The organism is Flavobacterium geliluteum, from assembly GCF_017948595.1.
Classification (GTDB): Bacteria; Bacteroidota; Bacteroidia; order Flavobacteriales; family Flavobacteriaceae; genus Flavobacterium; species Flavobacterium flavipigmentatum.
Genome location: NZ_JAGFBV010000003.1, coordinates 142,860 through 163,847, shown reverse-complemented (window position 1 = coordinate 163,847; position 20,988 = coordinate 142,860). Strand labels below are relative to the sequence as shown.

Sequence of the window (20,988 nt, the reverse complement as noted above, 5' to 3'; positions counted from 1 at the left end):
TTATTGAATTTTGTTTAATTGTTCCAATTCCTGCATGCTCAATCCCTTAAATGTAAAATCAGAAGGAGTTGCATAGGCTTCTTTTTCCATTGATAACTCTTCAATTAATCCTATTAAATTAATTTTACTTTGTTTTATTATTTCCTTTATGGTTTCATCATAAAATTGATCTTGACTATAACTTATATCTACATTTACACATCCGTGAGATATTATTGCTTTTACATCTAAAAGCTGCTCTCTTTCCATTACGAATGAACTCTCATTTCCTTTATATTTGTCCATTATCTCGAATAATTTTGTGTCTTGCTTTATCTCTATACTATCGTTAGAATTCCCTAAATAGTTAAAAGAAATCTCAGGATTTAAAGTATATTCTTTTGATGCTAAATATTTTAATACGCCATAACCAATTCCTTTATTAGGCACCCGTCTTAAAGTATCCTTAACCGATATTAATTCTAAAATATTTTTGTCTTCTTTTAGACTAAAAACGACTGGATATATAGACGTAAACCACCCTATTGTCCTGCTTATATCTATATCTGCATCAATATTCTCACGACCATGAGCTTCCATCCAAACAGCAACTTCCTGAAGGTGAAAAGTTTTCTTTATGGCAGTTACACAACTTGTTAATAAAATTTCATTTATTGTTGTACCGTATGCTTTATTACATTTGGTTAATAAAACTTCTGTTAACTCTTTGTTTAAACTATACGATTGAGTTGATTCATTCTTCACAAAATTATTTCCACTTTTTTTGTCTAAAGGAATTTTATCTATTGCTATTTTATTTACAGATGACCAGTAATAGTGTTCTTTTTCTAAAGTCGTACTCTTAGAATATCTTTGCAATTCTTTCTGCCAATGAATAAATGAATCTGTTTTTAGGGGTAATTTTAAAGTCTCACCTAGCATGTATTGATTAAACAATATTTCTAAATCTTCCAGTAAAATTTTCCAAGAAACAGCATCGATTACTAAGTGATGAATAACAATTAATAAATGGTCGCCAGCTGCACCTTTAAATAATCCCAGTTTTAATAGTGCCCCTTTATTTATATTTATGCTGGACTGTAATTGTTCGCATTTTTCATAAAAACTGTCTAAATCATTATAATTCCATTGTTTCAAATCATACTTTAATTCTTCCCCGTGATTCTTCTGTAGCCAAACATTTGATGCAGATTTATGATATGTCATTCGTAAAGCATCGTGATGCTGCATTATTTTGTCAAACACTTTTCGAACACCTTCTTCCTTGATCCCTTCTCTATTAAACAAGAGTATTGATTGATTAAAATGATGATAATTTATTGGGTGTTTTTCGAAGAAATAAGACTGTATTGGACTTAAGCCAACCTCGTCTTTTACGATTTCTTGAGAAATCGTTCGATCTACTTTTTTAACTATTCTAGATAAATCTTCTATAATTGGATTTAGCAAGATATCCTGAATCGTTAAGGAAAGGTTTCTTTGTTTTAAGCGAGCAACTATTTGAATTGATTTTATAGAATCTCCTCCCATAATGAAAAAATCATCTTTAATTCCTATTTTTTCTTTTCTAAGCACTTCTTCATAAACACCTACTATTATTTCTTCTATTTCGTTCCTTGGTGAAACATAGGTTTCTTGATCTTTTAAATCTGAATGTTCTGGGTTTGGCAGTGCCTTTATATCTATTTTACCATTATTAGTGAGCGGAAATGCATCTAATTGTATAAAATAGGTCGGAATCATATAAATAGTTAATGTTTTCTGTAGCATATTCCTTAAGGATTTTGTTTCTATTTCTTCATCGCTGATTAGATATGCTACTAATTCATCATTATTTTTTGATACTGCTTTTACTACTACAACTGCTTCTTTTACAAAACTTAAACTATTTAAAACATGTTCTATTTCTCCTAGTTCAATACGATGGCCTTTTATTTTAACTTGAGTATCTTTCCTTCCTATAAACTCTAAAACACCATTGGAAAGCAGCTTTCCATAATCTCCAGTTTTATATATTTTTTCGTATTCATTTTTGTATGGATTAGTAATAAAATTTTCAGCAGTTAATGCTTCTCTTTTTAAATACCCTCTTGCCACACTATTGCCTCCAATACAAATCTCACCTGGTATTCCTATGCCGCATAATTTATTTTTATTGTCTAATATTTGAGTATATGAGACTTTATTTGGTGTACCTATCAATGCACCATTATAATTATTTTCACTATGCGTTTTTGAGTAATGGTTTGCGGTAACAAATATTGTTGTTTCTGTAGGCCCATATAACTCATATATTGACGCCCTTGGAAACACTTCATGCATTTCTTTTAGTACACTGGTAGAAACTTTATCGCCTCCTATAAACAAATCTGAAATTCCATAATATTCTTCTACTTCTCCAGTGCTTTTTATATGAGCTAATATTTGTGACATCAGCGCTGGTACAGCATGAAATGCATTCATGTTTTTTAGAATATCTGCTAATAAGTACATGTCTCTAATATGTTCATTCGGAAGCATTAACACAGTGCCTCCTGTTAGCATAGGATAAAAAGATTCAAATAAAAAGATATCAAAGGCATTAGATGCCAATAAAGGCATTTTCATATTAGAAAGCCCAAACCTGCTTTTACAGCTTTCAAGAAAAGCGACGACATTTTTATGCTCAATCATCACTCCTTTGGGTTTTCCAGTAGATCCAGAAGTATAAATGACATACGCTAAATCACTAGGTGTATTTATAAAAGAAATGGCATCTTCTTTATAATAATGCGTTTCATTTTGGAAAGTTAAAATCTCCTCTTGATCTATAACTAGTTTACAAGAACTGTCTTCTAACATGTAATCAATTCGTTCTTGAGGGTAAGATGGATCTAAGGGCATATAAGCACCTCCAGATTTTAAGACACCTAACATTGTAATGATTATCCATTCATTACGTTCCAGCTTAATACCCACTAAATCTTCTTGCTGGATTTTATATTTATTTCTTAAATAATTTCCTAGTTGATTTGATTTTTCTTGAAGATCTTTGAATGTATATTCTTTTTCTTCAAATAATAAAGCAATCGCATCAGGGGTCTTGTTTGCTTGATCCTCAAAAAGTGATACTATAGTTTGTTCTTCATCATATGCCGAAGACTTAGCTCCAAAATTATTAAGCAGTTGTTCCTTTTCAAAATCATTTATATACTCTAAATCGTTTATCGAATTATTTGGCTGGCCAATAATACTTTCTGTAACCTGTAAAAAATGTAAAGCGATTCGTTCTGCCGTTTCTTTATAAAACAAATCTGAATTGTATTCTAAACTTAACCATAAGCCATCAGAACTCTGATTAAAGTTAAATGTTAAATCAAATTTTGTGACTTTAATCGTTGTTTCATTATAGTTCTCTATTTGCAAACCTGGAAATGATCTATTTTCACTGCTTATAACTGCATTTTGTAACGCTACAAATACATCAAATAAAACATTCCTACTCATATCTCTTTGTAAGTCTAATTGACCTACTAATTCATCAAATGGATATATTTGATGCTCAAGACCTCCTAAAGCTATTTCTTTAACTTTTTTTAATAGATCCAAGTAACTGTCATTTCCTTTAAATTGAGATCTTAAGGCTAAAGTATTTGTATAAAACCCAATTTGGTTTTCTAAATCTGAATGTGTCCTGCCTCCTACCGGACTACCTATAATAATATCATTTTGATTAGTATATCTGTATAAAAGTACATTCACTATTGCTAAAAGACTCATGTACAGTGTACCCCCTTCTTTAGTACTTATTTCTTTTAAAGCTTCTATTGTTGCTTTAGGAAGTTGTTTATTAATAATACCTCCATTAAATGTTTTAATTATTGGTCTTTTTTTATCGGTTAGAAGATTTAATACTGGTATTTCTCCTTCAAATTGTTTCAACCAATAATTTTTATGTCCCTCACTATCAATTTCTTGTAATTGTTTCTGCTGCCAAGAAGCATACTCTTTGTATTGTATACGGAGTGGAGTTAATGGATTTTCTTCTCCTTTAATAAAGGCGTTATACAATATAAATAGCTCTTTTGTTAAAATATCCATTGACCATCCATCACTAATGATATGATGTATTACATAACAAAATACCCATTCATTATTTTCTACCTGTAATAGTGTACATTTTAATAAATCATCAGAAGAAAGATTAAATTTATAATTACATAATTTATCTATAATTCGTTCTACTTTATCTCTTTTTTCTTTATTATCTGTTAAGTTTTTAAATGTAATTTTATTTTTAACGTCCTTTTGTTCTTTAATAAACTGTTTAATTTCCCCATCTTCATCTTCTTTAAAATTAGTCCTTAAGCTTTCATGGCGCAATATTAACGTTTGATATGCTAAATTAAATGCATCTAAGTTTAACTCTCCTTTAAAAACATAAACCTCTGGCATATTATAAGTTACATTACCGTCTTCCATCTGGCTTAAAACCCAAACTCTCCTTTGAGAAGATGATAATTCATAATGTTCATGTTTTTTTATTATTGGGATCTGTTTATCCCATGTTATTTTAGATGTTGAATATCGTTCAATTAATACAATTAAATTTTCTTTATTGACTTCGATTTCATTCAATAACTCTTTATTTATAATACCTTTAGGTGCTTTAATATCTAATTTGTCATTAACTATTTTTATAGTAATATTAAGTTTTTTTAACCTAGTGAGTAAATCATTAACTGTGTCTATATTTTTAACTTCATTAATGACCTTAACTTGGTCTTCTAATAATTGAATTTCATAAATATCTTTTAGTTCTAATTTTATGTGAAACTCTCTATCAATTAAGCTTATTAATCGAATTAATTTTAAACTATCTCCTCCTAAATCAAAGAAACGGTCTTTAACGCCTATCTTCTTTTTGTTCAGTACCTCTTGCCATATTCTTACCAATATTTCTTCCTCTTCCGTTCTTGGAGCCACGTACCCAGCTCCACTCTCTAATCCTGCAATTTCCATGGATAATAAGGCCTTGGTATCTATCTTTCCGTTGGGAGTTCTAGGAAATGAAGGTACTTGGGTGTAGTTGGATGGAATGGCATAACTTGGTAATATACCTCCTAGATATTGTTTTAGCTCCGATACATTTAAAGCGCCATCTCCTAGTACATAAACATACAGCTCATTATCGCCAGCGGGGTTGTCTTTGGCCAATACTACTGCAGATTCTATTGATTCGTAAGTTTCTAAGGCATATTGAATCTCTCCTAGTTCTATGCGATAGCCCCGAATTTTTACCTGATCATCTTTCCGTCCTAAAAACTCAATCTCTCCCTTGGCATTCCATCTCCCCAAATCGCCAGTCTTATACATTTTCTCTCCAGCACTAAACGGATCAGCTACAAACTTCTCCTCGGTTAATTCTGGTCGGTTTAAATAACCTTTGGTCACTCCTGCTCCGCCTATACATATTTCTCCGATTACTCCAATCGGAACCAAGGCATCTTCTTTGTTCAATATGTAGATATAGCTATTGGCTATTGGCTTGCCTATGGTTGATGTGACTTTCTCACCTGCCGCATATTTATGGACACTGCTCCATACCGTACATTCCGTTGGACCATATTCATTAAATAAACTACAGCCGGACTGCCCTATAGCGCTTGCATAATGGTCTGTTATTAAAGTTATTGGACAGTGTTCTCCTGCTACTGTAACCTCTTTTAATGAACTTGAGTCACCTTCTGACAAGGAATTTAATAGTAAACGATAATATGAGGGAACGGTTAATAAGTGACTAATCTGCTCGGTGATAATATAGTCGGCTATAAAAGAGACATTACTTATGTCAACCCCTTTAGTTACACACAATTGCCCACCAGTGCTCAAAGTACTGAAGATTCCGGCTACGGAACTGTCAAAAGCTATAGAGGACAATAACAAAAAACGGTCTATTGTACCATACACGGATTCGCGTGGGGCCAATGAGTGAATTAAGTTACCATGGGACACTAAAACGCCTTTGGGGTTTCCGGTTGAACCTGAAGTATAGATAATATACACCAAGTCATTTGCATTGATAGATATTGATGGTGCATGCTTGGAGTTAGTCAGCCCCAATAACTGTAGATCCATGGCGAACAGGTTCCCGCTATAATAGCTTAAATCAAAGATGTAGTCTGATTGGGTCAGCAAGACTTTTACTTGAGTATCCTTTAGAATGTATGCCTTTCTTGATTCCGGATAATCAGGATCGATGGGCACATAGGCTCCGCCTGATTTTAAAATCCCTAAAATACCAATAAACATTAGCTCGGAACGGTCCATCATAATACCAATTAAATCATTCCCAGAAACACCATATTCTTCTATTAAATAATGGGCTAATTGGTTGGAACGGTCTTCTAGTTCCTGATAACTTAAACGAATCCCTTCATAATATACAGCTATGGCATGTGGAGTCTTCTTTACTTGTTGCTCTATAAGGTTTACTATCGTTGTAGATCTATCATAAGGGATTTTCAAAGCATTAAAACTTTCTAATAGATGATTCGCTTCTTGCTCTGTTAAACAACTTAGCTGTGACAGCGATGTTTTTGAGCTCGCCAGCATCTCTTTTAATAACTCTTCTAAATGGATATGTATTTGAACGAGCCATTCATAATCAAAAACATCCGTGTTATAGATTGTACTGATATGAATACTGTCTTCGCTTTCTATAAAGTTAAATACAAGGTCAAAAATACTCGTGTGGGATACCTCTCCTTCATAATACGTTACAGAAAGTCCTTCTAATTCTTGTGAGGTGATCCTCTCTGTACTTGTTTTGTTTTGAACAATTACCTGCACATCAAACAAGGGGTTACGGCTCATATCGCGTTGTAGGCCTAAGCCCGACACTAGATCATCAAAGGGGTATAATTGATGGGCATGAGCATCTAAAACGACTGTCTTGACCTTAGATAACAGTTCTTCAAAGCTATCTTCTTTGCTGAATTGAGTCCTTAAGGCCAGGGTATTGACATAAAATCCTATCTGATCCTCTAAATCTCTATGGTCACGCCCTGCTATGGGACTGCCGATTATTATATCTTCTTGAGCGGTGTAATGGTAAAATAACGCGTTCACTGCGCTCAACAGACCCATAAATAGTGTAGCTTCTTCTTTTTGCAATAAAGCAGCCAAAGTATTACTTAAGGTTTTAGAGAGCTTACTGTTATAAACACCGCCATTATAGGTCTTTATTCCTGGACGTACCTTACCACCCGAGAGATCTAAAACGGGTAAGTCCCCCGAAAATTGATTGAACCAATAGGCCTGATCTGAACTGGAATCATTAAGGGTGTTCAGCTGCCAAGAGGCATAGTCCTTGTATTGGATTTGTAAGGGTGGTAAAGAGTGTGACACTCCTGTTACCAGACTATTGTAAAGTATCAAGAGTTCTTTGATTAATACCTCCAAAGACCAGCCATCACTTATGATATGGTGTATAACACTACTAAATATACAGCTGTCTTCTGATACTTGATATATGTCAACGCGTAACAAAGGTCCTTGTGACAGGTCAAATGGGGTTTTTAATGTCTTGGATAATGCTAATGAAAGGTCAGCCTCTGAGAACTTGCGGGCATCTACAGATCCCAAACTAAAATCCACCGATGCAATAGGTTGTATATATTGACGGATATCTCCTGAGGCATCCTTCTTAAAATAGGTTCGTAAGATCTCATGTCGGGATATTAAGGTCTTAAAGGACTGCTCTAACAAAGATAACTCTAAATGCCCCTTAAAGACATACACCGTCGACATGTTATAGGCGATATTAGCGTCTTCCAATTGACTCATGATCCATAAACGTCTTTGCATCAATGATAATGGATAAGAATCTTGCTCCTCCAGTCGAGGTATGGAATCGTATCTCACTGATTTTTTAGAGGATATCAACGCACTTTGTGATTGTAAATCGGGATGGTTGAAGAATTCTAATAATCGGAGTTTGACATTGAATTCCTTATGAATTCTGCTCATTAGTTTTGTCGCCTTGAGACTATGCCCTCCTAATTCAAAAAAGTTGTCCAACAATCCTACTTGAGGGACATTGAGGATCTCCATCCAAAGCTCACTCAATTTCTTCTCTATTTCATTCTCTGGTGCAATATATAAATCGCTGTTCACGAGTACTCCAGTCATGTCTGGCAGATTAGTTCTATCGATTTTACCATTTACCGTTAATGGAAATCGCTCCAGTACATGTATATAACTCGGTACCATGTAAGATGGTAATCTTTGGAACAACCAGTCGCGTAAAACACTCTCTGCTATTACTTCTTCACTGGTAATGTACCCTAACAACAGCTTATCGCCTTGACTCTCTTCTACCACTACTAACGTAGAATTTACCCCAGGATAGGTACTCAACAGGTGTTCAATCTCACCTAATTCTATACGATAGCCTCTGATCTTTACTTGGGTGTCTTGTCGTCCTATAAATTCGATCTCGCCATTTTGATTCCTCTTTACTAAATCTCCTGTCCTGTATAGACGCTGTCCTGCAATAAAAGGAGACGCTATAAATTTTTCTTCTGTTAAATCCTCTCTATTCAAATAACCTCTTGAGACTCCAGACCCTCCTAAATAGAGTTCGCCGACTACTCCTTTTGGAACCAAAAACATGGCAGTATCCAATATGTAAGCAGTACTATTGCTTATAGGGTTTCCTATTGGAATCGTATGGGTTCCTTCACGTACTTCTTTTACTGAATGACTTGTTGAAAAGGTTGTGTTCTCTGTTGGGCCATAGCCATTTATAATTTCCATCAAGGGGTATCTTGAACGCAATTTTCCAATGTGTACAGGTGACAGACGATCCCCTCCTGATAATACAGTCGTCAAGCCTTCAAATACCTCTATGGATTCGTCTATTAGTTGGTTAAGTAAGCCACAGGTAAACCACATGATTGTGACTCCTTTGGCTTTTATTAAAGAAGATAAATCTATAGGAGACAAGAAGAGATCTTCTTCACTTAAAATCAATGTCCCGCCATTTAATAGCATTCCCCAATATTCAAAAGTGGTGGCATCAAATGAAAAAGAACCAGTAGACAATAAGACGGAACTAGGTCCTATATTGATATAATTTGACTTTTTCACTAATCGAATAATACCTCTCTCTTCTATTAAAACGCCTTTTGGACGTCCTGTAGATCCTGAGGTGTACATCACATAAGCCAAACTCGATAGGTCCCTGGAGCAGATGTCTTTTTCTTTTGAATAATCTCCAATGCTGGATTCGAAATCGAATAGGAGTTCTGGCGTGATCACAATCTTACTTTTAGTATCGGATACAATGAAGTCTATTCGGTCTTGTGGATAATCCAAAGCGATTGGGACATACGCACAACCTGATTTTAAAATACCTAAGATCGATATGATCTGCCAATGGCTTTTAGGCAAGGCTATGGCTATTAAATCTTCCAAAGCCAATTCACTTTGCTTCTCCAAATAATGACTGAATTGACTGCTCAGAACATCCAACTCAGTATAGGTTAACGAGATTTCACCATAGATCAATGCGGTCTTATCAGGAACCATTGCGACTTGCTCTTTAAACAAACCCAGTAAAGAAATCCCTTCTTCATATCTTGTTTCTGTTGTATTGTAATCCACCAATAGTTCGTGTTTCTCTAAAGAATTTAAACAGGAAATCTCGGAGAGTTCTTTTTTTGGAGAAGACACTAGTCCTTCCAGCAGCTGCTCCATATGCAGCAATAGTTGCTCACACAGCCTTTTACTAAAAATATCACTATTGTATTCTATTACCAGGCTTAAGCTATCTGATACTTCGGCAAATGAGAATAACAAATCAAATTTACTTCCAAAATGTTGTTCATTTTTATAAGGTGATATAGATAGGGAAGTTCCTTCTAGTACATCTGCTATTTGTTTTTCTTTTGAATCTTGAACTACCAGCATTACATCAAATAATGCATTTCTGCTTAAGTCTCTTTTAATGTTTAAATCATCTAAAAGTTCATCAAAAGGGTAATCTTGGTGTTCGAAGGCATTAAGTGTATTTTCCTTGACCCTACCGAAAAGAGTTTCAAAACTATCCCCCGATGTAAATTTAGTACGAAGTGCCAGAGTGTTTACATAAAAACCTATTTGATCGTGAAGCACAGTGTTAGTCCTTCCAGAAACGGGACTTCCAATAATAAATTCTTCTTGGCCTGTGTATTTATGTAATATTACATTTAGAAGGCTTAAACACCCCATAAACAAAGTGCCTTCATTGGCTTTGTATAACGTTTTGAATTGCTCATTAAGTGCCGTGCCGATTTTACGCTCTACTATTCCTCCATTATAGGTTTTTATTGCCGGACGGGGAAAGTCTCCAAAATGGAATAGTGTTGGCAAATCGCCTTTTAAATGTTCTAACCAATAGGTTTTATCTTTTTCTAAATGGCCATTAACCAGCTGGTTTTGCTGCCATACGGCGTAGTCTTTATATTGGATTTCGAGTTCCTTTTTTGAGTCAAATCTATTTTCACCTAGTAATTTATACTGCCCTATCAATTCATTCATCATGACATCAATAGACCAGCCATCACTTATAATATGATGCATCACAAAACAAAATATCCATTTTTCATTAGTTAAACGAATTACAACACCTCTTAATAGAGGACCTTCTTCTAAATCAAATAGTAATGCACATTCTTTTTCTATGTATGTTTCTAATTTCTGCTTATAAGTATTGATTCCTCTAAAATCTATCTCTACTAACGAAAAATCTATATCTTCAATGTTTCTTATATACTGCTTTACATTCCCTAGCGTATCTTCTTTGAAAACTGTTCTAAGGATTTCATGACGGTATACTAAATTTTTGAAAGATTGATTTAATAATTCATAACTAAACTCACCCGTTAATTCATAGATACTAGGCATATTATAAGAAATACTAGCACGATCTACTTGACTTAATGTCCATAACCTTTGTTGAGATGATGACAAAGGGTATCCATTTAATTCTGGAGTTTTGTGTATTGTGTTTTTTATATTATTTGAATTATCAAGACTTCCATTTTCTAAAATAATTTCTGTTAACTCTTCTTTTCTTGCCTTTATTTCTGCAATTAAGTTTTTATTAATATCTGTTCCATTAGTAAACACTTTTAGTTTACCATCTATAACTTTTAATAATAAATTATTCTCTTGTATTTTATTTAATAAATCTTTCATTAATCTATATTTATTTCTTGAAGTTCTTTGTTTTCAGATAACTCTTTTTGCTGTAACATAAATTTCACATGTTCGGAAATTCCAGATATTGTAGGGTCTTCAAAGATTTTTTTTATCTTAATTTTAACTAGAAACAATTCATTAATTTTATTTATAAGCCGTGTAGTTTTTAAACTTTCACCTCCTAAATCGAAGAAATTATCGTAAATACCAATGGATTCTTTTTCAAGTAAATCTTTCCAAACTTGCGTTATCTTAATTTCAATTTCATTTCTTGCTGGCGCAAATGAAATTCCAGATTCTAAAAGAGTTCCATTTTGTTTATGAAGAGCTTTTTTCTCAATTTTCCCATTCGTATTTAATGGCATTTTATCTATTTTAATATATTTAGAAGGAATCATATAATCTGGCAATATTTTATTCAGATACCTTCTTATATCGAGTACATTAAGTTCTTCTTTCACTACAAAATAGGCTGCCAATTCTTTTATTCCTTCATTATTTAAAGCAACTAAAACGGCTGCACTTTCTATGGCAGGATGATTTTGTAAACTATTTTCAACCTCCCCTAATTCTATTCTATATCCTCTAATTTTTACTTGGTCATCTTGTCTTCCTATAAATTCAATATTTCCATCTGGCAGCCATTTTCCTAAATCACCTGTTTTATAGGTTCTGCCCAGCAATTCACTTGTAATAAATTTTTCTGATGTTAATTGGGATTGATTTTTATATCCTCTGGCTAACCCAGAACCGCTTATCCGGATCTCTCCAATAATTCCTATAGGTTGAAGCAGTCCTTTATTATTGGTAATAGTTATGGTTCTGTTTGTTATCGGTTTTCCGATGATACATTTTTCAGAAATATTATTAATTTTATAATAGGCACTGCAAACTGTAGATTCACTTGGCCCATAAGTATCATATACTATGGTTGTATCTAGAAATTTAGAGACATAATTTCTATTAAGTTTATCTCCCCCGCTTATTAATAATCTTAATTTGTTTACATTAAACTCAGACTCATTTAATGCTTTTATTATTAATGGCGTAGAACTTAAAACGGTAGCATTTTCTTCTTCTATTAGATATTGAATTTCTTTAATATCTCTACCTCCAGTTACTCCCATTAAAATTGTTGCTCCTGTCATTAAAGCGGGATAAATTTCTTCTACATGGGTATCAAAAGATATTGAAGATTGCTGGATGATAGTATCCAATTCATTTAACTTGAAGGTTTCGATAAAGGTTGAACAATAATCTAATACACTAGAATGCTCCACCATTACTCCTTTTGGGTTTCCTGTTGTTCCTGAAGTATAAATTGTATATGCTAAATCCGAATTATTAATATCCCTTTCTAAGTTATTTTTTTTAAGAGTGTCTATATCTTGTTCAAATTTCAATAATTCAAATTCATCAATTATACAACTACAAAAACTGTCTGATTTTATAAATTCTATACGCGCCTTAGGATATTCAGTATCTATGGGTAAATATGCTGATCCTGTTTTTAGTATTGCCAGCATACTTATAAGCAGCCACTCACTTCGTTCAAGTTCAATCCCAATTAATATATCAGATCCAACAGCATATTTTTCTTTAAGGTAGTGTGCTAATTGATTAGCTTTTTCATTTAACTCTTGATAAGTAAAATACTTTTTATCAAATAATAATGCTTTGTTTTCAGGATATTTCAATACCGTGTTTTCAAATTCTTGTATGACTGTTTTTTTAGAAATATTCCTTGAATCTGTAGAACTAAATTTTTCTAATAGCAGCTTCTTTTCTGTTGTAGTTAGAATATCTATATCATTAATTTTAATATCAGGATTTTCTATTACGCTTAAAATTACTTGCTCTAAATGCTGCAACATTCTTTGAGCTGTTTCTTGAGTATATATATCGCTGTTATATTCTATACTGGCTTCTATTTCGTCATTGACTTCCAGAAAATTAAATGATAAATCAAACTTACTTACTTCGTAATCAAAATCTTGAAAATCAGAAATATGCAGCCCTTCTATCTGGTGTTCTTTATTTTTAGTAAGTTGATTATTAGTTGCATTTTGCAATACCACCATTACATCAAATAAAGCATTTTTGCTCATGTCTCTTCGTAGTTTTAAATCGTTTATTAATTCATCGAAGGGATAGGCTTGATACTTATAAGCTTCTAGTGTATTTTGCTTTACTAATTGAAATAATTCTTTAAATGAATTCGTGCTGTCAAACTGTGTTCTAAGTGCCAATGTATTTAAATAGAACCCTATTTGATCTTCTAAATCTGCATGTTCTCTATTAGCTATCGGACAACCAATAATAATATCTTGAGAGTTTGTATATCTATATAGTAAAATCTTAACTATTGTGAGTAAACTAATAAATAAAGTAGCTCCTTCTTGATTAGTTTGATATTTAAGTTTCTCTGTTACATCTGCAGTTATTTTTGTTTGAATTATTTTACCATTGTACGTCTGTACTAAAGGTCTTGGCTTATCTTCGGGTAATTGAAGCATTGGTAATTCTCCTTGAAATTGTTTGAGCCAATATTTTTTATGAAGTTCTAATTTTCCTTCTTTGAATTGATTTTGCTGCCAAACTGCATAGTCTTTATATTGAATTTTAAGAGCTTCTTTTTCTATGTTTACACCTTTATTGTATTCATCATATGTTTCCAATAGTTCTTTAATTAAAATGTCCATAGACCATCCATCACTAATTATATGGTGCATAACATAACTAAAAATCCATTTATCATCTTCTATTTGATAGATAGAAGCTTTTAATAGTAGTCCAGACTCTAAATTAAAGTTAGTTTCAACGTCATTTTTTATATATGCCGCCAACGTTTGTTTTTTATTAGTAACTTCTTGAAGATTCTTATAGGTTACTTCAAAATCAACATCTTCAGCTGATAAAATATATTGTCTGGCTTCTCCTTCTTTATTTTGTTTAAAAACTGTTCTTAAATTTTCATGACGTTCAATAAGGCTTTCAAAAGCAAATGTTAAACTATCATAATTTAAGGTCCCTGTGAATTCAAAAACCGCTGGCATGTTATATGCAGTGTTGGCATCTTCAAATTGACTTAAGATCCATAATCTTTTTTGAGAAGAGGAAAGCGGATAATTGGATTGTTCTTCAACTTTCGGAATTTGATAATAATCACTTTTAACAGCATTATCAATCAGCATCGCCTGATCTTGTAATATCGTTGTTTCGAATAATTTTTTCAGTTCAATTTTAACGTCGAACTCCTTGTGTAACTGACTTATTAATCTGGTCACTTTTAAACTATGTCCTCCTAAATCAAAGAAATCATCAGTGATGCTTATCTGATCAAAATCTAATATTTCTTTCCAAATTTCAACTAATTTGGCTTCTGTTTCATTTCTTGCTTTTAATACTACTTTTTCAAGGTTTAAATCTAGTTCTGGTATTGGCAGTTCTTTTTTATCTACTTTCCCGTTGGAATTTAAAGGCAATGCTTCTAAACATATAAAATATTTTGGAATCATGTAATCTGGTAACTGCTCTTTTAAATATTTTGGAAGGTTGGATATTTCTTTAGCTTTACTAGTATAGTATGCAACAAGTTCATTATCCTTATTTTTAGTTTCTCTTGCTATGACTATACATGAAACAAGGTCTTCATGATTAGACAAAATATTTTCTATTTCCCCTAATTCTATGCGATGCCCTCTTATTTTTACTTGATCGTCTAGTCGACCTATAAACTCAATGCTTCCATCTGGCAGCCATCTTCCTAAATCTCCTGTTTTATAAATGGTTGTATTGGATTTATAAGGATGAAGTACGAATTTTTCGGCAGTCATTTCAGGATTATTCAAATATCCTCTCGACAATCCTACTCCTCCCACATATATTTCACCAACAACGCCTATTGGCGGAATTGTTTTTTTATAATCTTCATGATTTAGTATATAACATTCTGAATTTGAGATTCCTTTTCCTATAGGTATCGTATTCGTATTATCGACCACTTGTTCCACATTATAAAAAGAAGAAAATGTCGTGTTTTCTGTTGGTCCGTAAACATGAACTAAATTGGCTTGATTATAGCGTTCTTTAAACTGTTTTACATGGGATACTGAAACTCTTTCCCCTCCAAACAATACATATTTTAAGCTATCAAATCTTGAAAAATTAATATCAACTAAAGAATTAAACAGTGCTGTAGTTAAAAAGAATATAGATATTTTATTGTGATTAATTGTTTCTCCTAAAACTTCATAATCGAGAAAACATTCTTTAAGAGGAATATGAAGCGTAGCACCATTTAATAGAGATCCAAAAATGTCAAAAACAGAGCCGTCAAAAGCAAAATTAGATAAACTTAAGATGTTATCTTCTGCATCTATATTTACATAATTCATAGACTTTATTAATCTAACAATACTTTTTTGTTCTACCATAACTCCTTTAGGTATTCCGGTAGATCCAGAGGTATACATTACATACGCCAAGTCATTACCTGATGAGTTACTAGTGATTTGATTATTTGGAATATGGATATCGTTTAGTTGTACATCAATTGCAAAAAATCCTCCTTGATAGAAATCGTAATTGAAAAGATATTCTGTTTGGGTAATTAGTATTTTTATTGCTGTATCTGAAATGATATATTCTTGACGTGCTTTAGGATAGTCAGGATCTATAGGAACATAAGCTGCTCCAGATTTTAGTATTCCTAATATAGCAACAATATACAGGTGTGATCTATCTAAAGCAATACCAATAAGATCCTCTTTTTTTAGATCGAAATTTTGCTTTAAAAAGACTGCTAATTGATCTGACTTATAATCTAATTCACTATAAGTCAACATTTCTCCATTAAACACAAGTGCATTTTTATGCGGATCATTCTTTACTTGCTCTTTAAATAATTCTATTATATTTTTATCATTTGGAAATTCTATAGCAGTATCATTAAAATCCTCAAGAATTTTTTCTGTCTCTTTTTGGGTTAAAATATTGATTTGATCTAGAGTACATTCAGGTTTTTCACTAATAACTTCTACTATTTTTTCAAAATGCTGTAATAATTGATTAATAGTAAATTCATTGAAAATGTCTGTATTAAACACAATGGTGGTTAATAGCTCTCCTTGTGTTTCAATGAAGTTAAAACTAAGGTCAAACCTACTAACATTCAATTCGCATTCTTTGTAAACTTGAATGTCTAGATCTCCCATTTTTTCTAATGTGACTTTTTCGTCTAGGTCTGCATTCTGTAAAACAACTGTTACATCAAATAAAGGATTACGGCTGATGTCATGCTTTAATTTTAAATTGTCTATTAGTAAATCAAAGGGATAAAGCTGGTGCTCAAAAGCTTCTAATGTCCCTTTTTTTACATTTTGTAATAATTCTCTAAAGCGATCTACTCCTTTAAATCGAGTTCTTAAAGGCAGAACATTAATGTAAAGACCTATTTGTCTCTCTAAATCAGTATGCACTCTACCAGACATTTGACTTCCTATTATGATGTCTTCATCACTTGTATATTTATAGAGTAAAGTATTGACAATGGCTTGCAATCCCATGAATAGTGTAACTTCTTCTTCTTGAAAAAGTTTTTTTAAAGTGTTTAAACTTGAGGCATTTATTATTTTTTCTTTTATAGCACCGTTGTAGGTTTTAATTTTTGGTCGTGCTTTATCTCCCAATAAATTAAGTATAGGAATATCTCCTTTAAATTGTTCAATCCAATAATCTTCATGCCCTCTTAATACTTGTTCTTCTAATTGTTTGTTTTGCCAAGTAACATAATCTTTGTAATGAATTCTCAATGGATTTGGCATCTTCGAATCCCCATTTACATATATATTGTAAAATAAGAATAACTCTTTTATAAGAATTTCCATAGACAAACCATCACTTATTAGATGATGTAATATGCAGCTGCAAACCCATTTTTCGTCTTCAAGTTGAATTATATCTACTTTTAATAATGGCCCTTCGGCTAAATTAAATTGAGTCTCTGATAATGTCGATACTTTATTTTTTAATTCATTTTCTTTACTTTCAAGCTTTCTAAAGTCATGGTAATCAATATTAAAATTATAATCGGTGCCTGATATGATATATTGTCTTGGCTCCCCATCTTCTCCTGCTTTAAATAAGGTACGTAGGCTTTCATGACGCTCGATAAGCGTTTTAAAGGAAGACATTAAAGCCAGTCTATCAAGATTACCCGTAAGAATATAGATGCCAGAAATATTGTAAGCTTTTTTAGCTCCTTCAAATTGACTTACAGCCCATAATCTTCGTTGAGAAGAAGATGTCGGGTAACTTTCCTGCTTAGGAACAGGCTCAATTTCAGTAAATTTGGTTTCGTTTAAAGCCTCTATCGTTTTTGAAAGTTCAACAATTGTTCTTGCTTCAAAGACATTACTAATTCGAATTTTAATTCCTAGTTCTTTATGAATCATAGAAACCAAATGAGTCGCTTTGATACTATGCCCTCCAGATTCAAAGAAATTATCTGTAACTCCTATCTTTTGGATTCCTAAAACTTCCTGCCAAATCTCTGCCAATTTTTTTTCAAGCCAACTTCTCGGAGCTATATATTCTTTTCTTACAATATCTTCGCCCGAAATACTTGGCAGTGCTTTCCTATCTATCTTACCATTTGTAGTTAATGGGATTTTATCCAATTTTGGATAAAAACTTGGAACCATATAGTCTGGTAATTTTTCCTGTAGAAAACTTCTCAATTCCGATTTATCCATGTCTGTAGCAGAGACTAAATAAGCAACTAATACTTTCTCTCCATTTACTTCTTTAGTCTCTACAATTACTTGATTTAAATCCTCTGAGTACTGTAAAATAACATTTTCTATTTCTCCAAGCTCAATTCTGTAGCCTCTAATTTTTACCTGATGATCTTTTCTGCCTAAAAATTCAATATTTCCATCAGATAACCAACAGCCTAAATCTCCCGTATCATACATTCGCTCTCCTGCTTTGAAAGGATTTGCAATAAACTTCTCTTTTGTAAGTTCTGGTTTGTTTAAATAACCTCTTGAAACTCCCGTGCCCGATATATAAATTTTACCAGTTACTCCTATTGCGACTGATTGTAAATTTTCATCTAGTATATAAATCTGGGTGTTTGAGATTGGGCAGCCGATGGGCGGATTATATGTCAGGTAATTGTCTTTTATTGTAATTGTTGAAACAACATGTGTTTCAGCTGGACCATAGTGATTATGGAGTTTGGTATCTGATGCACTAATTTTATCTATCGCCTCATTACTTAAAATTAGTTGTTCTCCCGCAACTATAATATTTTTTATTAAATTGGACTTTAATAGGTCATAGAAGGCCTTAACATCAATTAATATCTTAAAATATGACGTTGGTAAAAAAACCGTATCGATATTATTCCTTTTTATAAAGGCAGACAGCTCGTTTGAATCTGTTTTAACTATTTCTTTAACTGGATATAAGGCTGCTCCTCTTGTTAATGTTGTAAATATTTCCTGAAAAGACACATCAAAACTTATGCTTGTAAATTGTAATACTTTATGAACATCACTGTTCTGAAATTGTTTGTTGTGAAAAACGATTAGATTGAACATGCTTACATGTTCCATCATAATCCCCTTTGGAGTTCCCGTAGAACCAGAAGTATAGATAACATAAACAAGGTTATCGTTTTTAATAATTAGATCCCCTTTTTTATGAGAATATTTTTCCTTGACTACATCAAATCTTTCCAATTCCTCTTGGTCAATAACAACTTTACAATTGCTGTCTTTTTCCATATAGGCTATCCTCTCTTTCGGATAATTGATATCTATAGGAACATAAGCCGCACCAGCCTTTAGCACGCCTAAGATGGCAATTATAAATTTTTCACTTCTCTCTAGCTTTATGCCTATTAGATCATCAGATTGAATAGCGTAGTTTTTTCTTAAATATGATGCAAATTGGTTCGTTTGTTCATCGAGTTCTTGATAAGTTAATTTGGTTTCTTCAAACACAACAGCAACATTATTTGGTGCTTTCTGTACCTGCTCTTCAAATAAATCGATTATTGTTTTATCTTTAGGATAAACTGCTTCTGTATCATTAAATCCTGACAATACCTTATGTTTTTCAGATGCTGTTAGATAATCCAATAAACCGACGGAAACTTCAGATTTTGCAATAATGCAATGCAATAAGACTTCAAAATGGCTTAATATATTTTCCGCAAAATATTTTGAATAAATATCAGTATTGGATATCAGTGTTAAACCCAGTCCTTCAGCTGTTTCTTTAAAAGCAAATTCTAAATCAAACTTACTGAGAACTTTTTCTTCAGATTGATATCCCTTAATTTTAACTTCCCTTTCTTTTTGGCTACTTACTTTAAATAAATCATCATTCTGAACTGTAACCATAACATCAAACAATGGATTACGGCTCGTATCTCGATTGAGAGGCAAATACTCCACTAGCTCATCAAATGGAAAAATTTGATGTTCGTATGCTCCAAGGGTAACCTCTTTTACTTTTGTTAACAATTCTTTAAAACTGTCATCGGCTTCAAACTGTGTTCTTAACGCCAAAGTATTTACATAAAAACCTATTTGATTTTGTAAATCTACATGTTCCCTTCCTGCTATAGGGCTTCCTATAACTATATCTTTATGATTACTATATCTAAACAATAACACTTTTACAGCCGTTAGTAACCCCATAAACAAGGTACTCCCTTGTGATTGACATAATTCATTGAAATCATTTAAAAGACTCTCATTGTAAAGTTTTTTTACAGCGTTTCCATTATAGGTTTTAATTAGTGGTCTTGTTTGATAAGAAGGTAAATCTAATACAGGAAGATCTCCATTAAATTGTTGTAGCCAATAGGATTTATGGACTTCTATATTATCATTCTTCAATTGTTCCTGCTGCCATGCAGAATAATCCTTATACTGTATTTTTAGTTCTGGTAATGGATTAGGATTTCCTTTTACATGGGCATCATACAACTCAAATAATTCATTCGTCATAATTTCTGATGACCATCCATCACTTATAATATGATGCATCACGCAAATAAATACATAGACATCTTGTGATGTTCTTACTAATTTGGCTCGAAGTAAGGAATCGGCTGATAAATCAAAAACATATGCCGCTTCTTCTTGAATAATAGATTTTATTTTTACTTCCGAATTTGCTTCTTTGCTTAAATCTTCATATTGCAATTGGAACTGAATATCTTCCAAATTCAATATCACTTGCCTAACCTCCCCTGATTCATTTTCTTTGAACAGAGTTCTTAATGATTCATGGCGTTCTATAAGAGACAAAAAAGCACTTTGAAAAGAAGGGATGGCTAATTTGCCTTCTAACTTAAAGACATTCGGCATGTTATAAGCTACATTTCCTCCTTCAAATTGGCTTAACAGCCACAACCTGCGTTGTGAAGAAGATAATGGATAACTAGATTGTTCAGGAATTTTAGGGATAAATATAGGTCTGTCCTTTTTTGTTTTATATAAAGTAATAAATTCTATTAACTCCTTTTTATTTAACTGAATTTCGTTTAATATATCCTGAGTCATAACTCCTTTAGGAGCTTGAATATCAAGCTTATCATCAAGTAAATCAATTTTTATATTAAACTCATTTAATTTTTTAAGTAATGTTTTCATTTCTCTTGTCGTCTCAAAATTTGTTAATTGCCTATTCTACTTCTTTCCACTTCATTACCCGTTTCTCTTTGCCTGGTCCTAATTTTTT

At 32.5% G+C, this 20,988-nt stretch carries 2 protein-coding genes; both read right to left on the bottom strand.

Annotated features, from left to right (window positions below; genetic code table 11):
* The gene (locus J3495_RS03065) at positions 1–11,223 is read right to left on the bottom strand and encodes a non-ribosomal peptide synthetase (RefSeq protein WP_210665098.1); all 11,223 of its coding nucleotides are present in this window, start codon (positions 11,221–11,223) and stop codon (positions 1–3) included.
* Entirely contained in the window at positions 11,223–20,900 is a 9,678-nt protein-coding gene (locus J3495_RS03060) for a non-ribosomal peptide synthetase (RefSeq protein WP_210665097.1), read from the bottom strand. Before J3495_RS03060 ends, J3495_RS03065 begins: the two co-directional genes overlap by 1 nt.
* Positions 20,901–20,988: the final 88 nt, after the last annotated feature.